General features: G+C 63.3%; 6 protein-coding genes. 3 read left to right on the top strand and 3 right to left on the bottom strand.

Going from position 1 to position 2,807, the window contains the following annotated elements:
* The first annotated feature begins 370 nt into the window (after positions 1 to 370).
* Both EA346_RS03955 and EA346_RS03950 read left to right on the top strand, forming a co-directional pair.
* Positions 371 to 583 carry a DUF2281 domain-containing protein gene (locus tag EA346_RS03955; protein ID WP_296755936.1) on the top strand — a complete coding sequence of 71 codons (213 nt, stop codon included), beginning with the start codon at positions 371 to 373 and terminating at the stop codon, positions 581 to 583.
* Entirely contained in the window at positions 564 to 908 is a 345-nt protein-coding gene (locus EA346_RS03950) for a type II toxin-antitoxin system PemK/MazF family toxin (RefSeq protein ID WP_296755933.1), read from the top strand. The genes EA346_RS03955 and EA346_RS03950 overlap by 20 nt, the downstream gene beginning before the upstream one ends.
* 51 nt (positions 909 to 959) lie before the next feature.
* Here the strand turns inward: EA346_RS03950 and EA346_RS03945 are convergent, their stop codons facing one another.
* Together EA346_RS03945 and EA346_RS03940 are read right to left on the bottom strand one after the other, a co-directional pair.
* Complete coding sequence (locus EA346_RS03945; protein WP_296755931.1) at positions 960 to 1,175, bottom strand: PIN domain-containing protein; 216 nt, start codon at positions 1,173 to 1,175, stop codon at positions 960 to 962.
* The gene (locus EA346_RS03940) at positions 1,157 to 1,378 is read right to left on the bottom strand and encodes an AbrB/MazE/SpoVT family DNA-binding domain-containing protein (RefSeq protein WP_296755928.1); all 222 of its coding nucleotides are present in this window, start codon (positions 1,376 to 1,378) and stop codon (positions 1,157 to 1,159) included. Before EA346_RS03940 ends, EA346_RS03945 begins: the two co-directional genes overlap by 19 nt.
* A 50-nt stretch (positions 1,379 to 1,428) precedes the next feature.
* Here EA346_RS03940 and EA346_RS03935 point away from each other — a divergent pair, with 50 nt between their 5' ends.
* Positions 1,429 to 1,611 (top strand): hypothetical protein, encoded by a 183-nt coding sequence (locus EA346_RS03935; RefSeq protein WP_296755926.1) that lies wholly within the window; start codon positions 1,429 to 1,431, stop codon positions 1,609 to 1,611.
* A gap of 138 nt (positions 1,612 to 1,749) precedes the next feature.
* Here EA346_RS03935 and EA346_RS03930 read toward each other — a convergent pair whose 3' ends face one another.
* A complete protein-coding gene (locus tag EA346_RS03930) occupies positions 1,750 to 2,643 on the bottom strand; it encodes a DUF4351 domain-containing protein (RefSeq protein ID WP_296755923.1) in 894 nt (297 codons plus the stop codon).
* Between the last annotated feature and the right edge of the window lie 164 nt (positions 2,644 to 2,807).

Below are 2,807 nucleotides of genomic sequence, written 5' to 3'. Positions count from 1 at the left end.
TTCGAGTGATTTTTAAGAAGAATCAGGGCCTTGCGCTGGTCCGACCCCGGAAGCCCACATTAAAGGACACGCTCGTAGGGCGCGTCAACCGTCATCGCGTCGTGAACCATCCCTGGTCTCCCGCAGCAAAGAAGGAGAGGAACGGGGGTGTCCCGCAGTTTGCGGCCAAGTGATTTGCCGCTCAGGCGGATGCTACAAGGCGAGACCTGACCCCGTGCCCTGTGCAGGCGGATGCTACAAGGCGAGACCTGACCCCATGCCCTGTGACCGCCTATCGCGGCCAGTGTCACAGGGCGAGACCTGACCCCGCATCGCTTCCTTCTTTCGGCGACAGCCTGACTGCGGCGGGTTTCTGCCCTATCATTAGGGCATGGAGCAGACCAAGAATCTCGCCGAGCGCATCTACAAAGAGGCGCAGCGGTTGCCCGAGCCCCTGAACCGCGAGGTACTGAGTTTTATCGAGTATCTGGAGTTCAAGCACGGCATCGCGGATCGTGGGATCGAGAACCTGAAAATGGCTCAGCAGCCGACCATGGACCGCATCTGGGACAACCCGGAAGACGATGCCTGGAATGACCGCTAAACGCGGCCAGATCGTCGGAATCCCGTTTCCGTACGCAGATCTCCAAACGCGCAAGCGCCGACCGGTAGTCGTGCTTACGGAACCCGATCGCTATGGCGATTTCATTGCCGTCGCCGTTACATCGGTACCGACTGCCGTGCTTGCGGTACCCATCACCAATGACGACCTGGCCGATGGCCTGCTGCCCAAGCCAAGCTGGGTTCGCTGCGACAAGATGTTCACGCTGAGCCAGGCCACAATCGTTTCTCACTACGGAACGCTTGCTGCGGAAACATTGAACGCTGTGCTCGCCGTCGCTTGCCCCCATTTGGGTTGCCGGTCCTGACGAACCCCACGAGCATCCTCTGGCTGCGCCCGGGGCCCTATGGACCACGGCTCAAGTCCGGGGTGGCGTGTCACAGGGCGAGACCTGACCCCGCATTGCTCGAATGAGTTCCTCGGCGGTGGCGCGGCTGACCAGCGGACAGAACTGCCCGGACTGCCAGGCGTGTCGCAGCCAGGCGAGACGCCCGCGCGAGAACAACAGGGCCGACACAATGCAGTTGGTGTCCAGTACGACCCGCGGGCGTACGCTCAGCGCTGTCTTGCCCATTCGATGGCATCCCGCGCGTCGTCTTCCGTGATCCCGAGAGACTCGAGTTTCTTGCGCACGGCATCCGCGCCCTGCACCCGCACCGGCGTCAGCACAATGCGTCCATCTTCAGCCGAAACGTCGAAATACGCGGCATCGCCCACCGCTTCCAGGATCGATTTCGGTAGCGTCAGCTGGTTCTTGGAGGTCTTCTTCGCAAGCATGGCGGTCGTATGGCAGACCCATCAAAGTAAGGAATCCTTATTGTAGCTGAATGCCCCGCACCGACCAACGGGGGCCCCTGCAGGAGTACCTGCTCGTGGCGCAGGGTCTCCGGCGCGTCGAGGTCTACCGCCGGGCCGATGACTGGGCGCCCGGCATCCACACCGAGGGCCCGCTGCGGTTGGCATGCCTCGGCACCGAGGTGGCCGTGGAGGCCATCGATGCGGATCTCTAGGTCGGGTTGCCTTTCACCCCCTCACGCCGGCTGGAGCAAGTGGGTGTCCCGGAGTTTCGCGCGAGCAGAAAACAAAAACAGAGAATGCTACAAGGCGAGACCTGACCCCGTGCCCTGTGGGAGGGGCTTGGAGCGGGCCTACCGGCCCACCACATCCTCCAGGTTGTCGGCGCTGAGAACCCGCTCCGACCAGTACAGCAGCGTGTCGGCATCCGCGGATTCCACACGTGAGCGGAGAGCCTCCGGCACCGGCCCGAATTTGAGTGTGAGCAGTCGCAGCAGCACGCGCGCCTCGCCTTGGCCAATGCCTTCCTCGCGGCCCTCTTCCCGGCCCTTCTCGATAAACCGTTCCGCAAACCGTGTCATCTCTGCCACCTCCTCGGGATACCGCTGGCGATAGACGATGCGTTCATTCTCGTCCAGCGCCGCGTAGATGTCGATGAAATCCAGGTACTTGATCCGCCGCTCCGGATCAGGCTCCAGCGTGGTCAGGCCGCGCATCGCCTGCGCGTAGACCTCGAGCTTTTCCTCCGGGCTGTAGGCCATGTTCGGCAGGTTCAGCCGCGCCACCAGGTTGGAGCTGTCGAAGTGCTGCCGGGCCGGGATGCGGGGCAGGGCATAGGCCAGGAAACGGAAGGCCAGGTAGGTGGCCGCATCGCCGCCCAGTGATAGCTGTTCCGGGAAATGACCCCGGTGCAGGAACACCACCACAGGCACCACCCGACGCGTATCCAGCAGTTCCGAGAGATCGAGGCAGTAATGCGCCAGCCGATGAACCGAAAACCGCGCCGGGTCGGTCTCCTCCTCGATCACGAACAGGATCGCCTCGCGTCGGCCGTCGGGCCATTCCACGAGGAGCGGAATATCGAGTTCGCGGAAGCGCTCGCCGAGGCGTTCCTGCAACTGTTCCTGGCGCACCGGAGTCACCCGGGCATCGGCGTCGATGGCCCGCGCCTCAGACGCCGCAAACAGCGCGATGGCTTCGCGCGGGTAATCGAGAATGAGGTTCTTGAAGTTCTGATCGTGCGTCATGCACCGGGGCCCTCCGTCCGTGGCGGGAGGCCCAGGCTAGCACCGGGGGCGGTTCATGTCAGGAGCCGGCTGCCTGACCCAGGTGGGTGTGCCGGAATTGGAAGTGAGTGGCCAAGTGATTTGCCGCTCAGGCGGATGCTACAAGGCGAGACCTGACCCCGTGC

Origin of the sequence: Thioalkalivibrio sp. (assembly GCF_007692535.1) — a bacterium.
Lineage (GTDB): Bacteria > Pseudomonadota > Gammaproteobacteria > Ectothiorhodospirales > Ectothiorhodospiraceae > Thioalkalivibrio.
This window is presented reverse-complemented; position numbering and strand designations above follow the sequence as displayed.

Excerpts from the sequence above, each read along its gene's own strand:
- EA346_RS03955 (WP_296755936.1), top strand. The coding sequence starts at position 371 with ATGGAGCAGACCAAGAATCTCGCCGAGCGCATCTACAAAGAGGCGCAG.
- EA346_RS03950 (WP_296755933.1), top strand. The coding sequence starts at position 564 with ATGCCTGGAATGACCGCTAAACGCGGCCAGATCGTCGGAATCCCGTTT.
- EA346_RS03945 (WP_296755931.1), bottom strand. The coding sequence starts at position 1,175 with ATGGGCAAGACAGCGCTGAGCGTACGCCCGCGGGTCGTACTGGACACC.
- EA346_RS03940 (WP_296755928.1), bottom strand. The coding sequence starts at position 1,378 with ATGCTTGCGAAGAAGACCTCCAAGAACCAGCTGACGCTACCGAAATCG.
- EA346_RS03935 (WP_296755926.1), top strand. The coding sequence starts at position 1,429 with ATGCCCCGCACCGACCAACGGGGGCCCCTGCAGGAGTACCTGCTCGTG.
- EA346_RS03930 (WP_296755923.1), bottom strand. The coding sequence starts at position 2,643 with ATGACGCACGATCAGAACTTCAAGAACCTCATTCTCGATTACCCGCGC.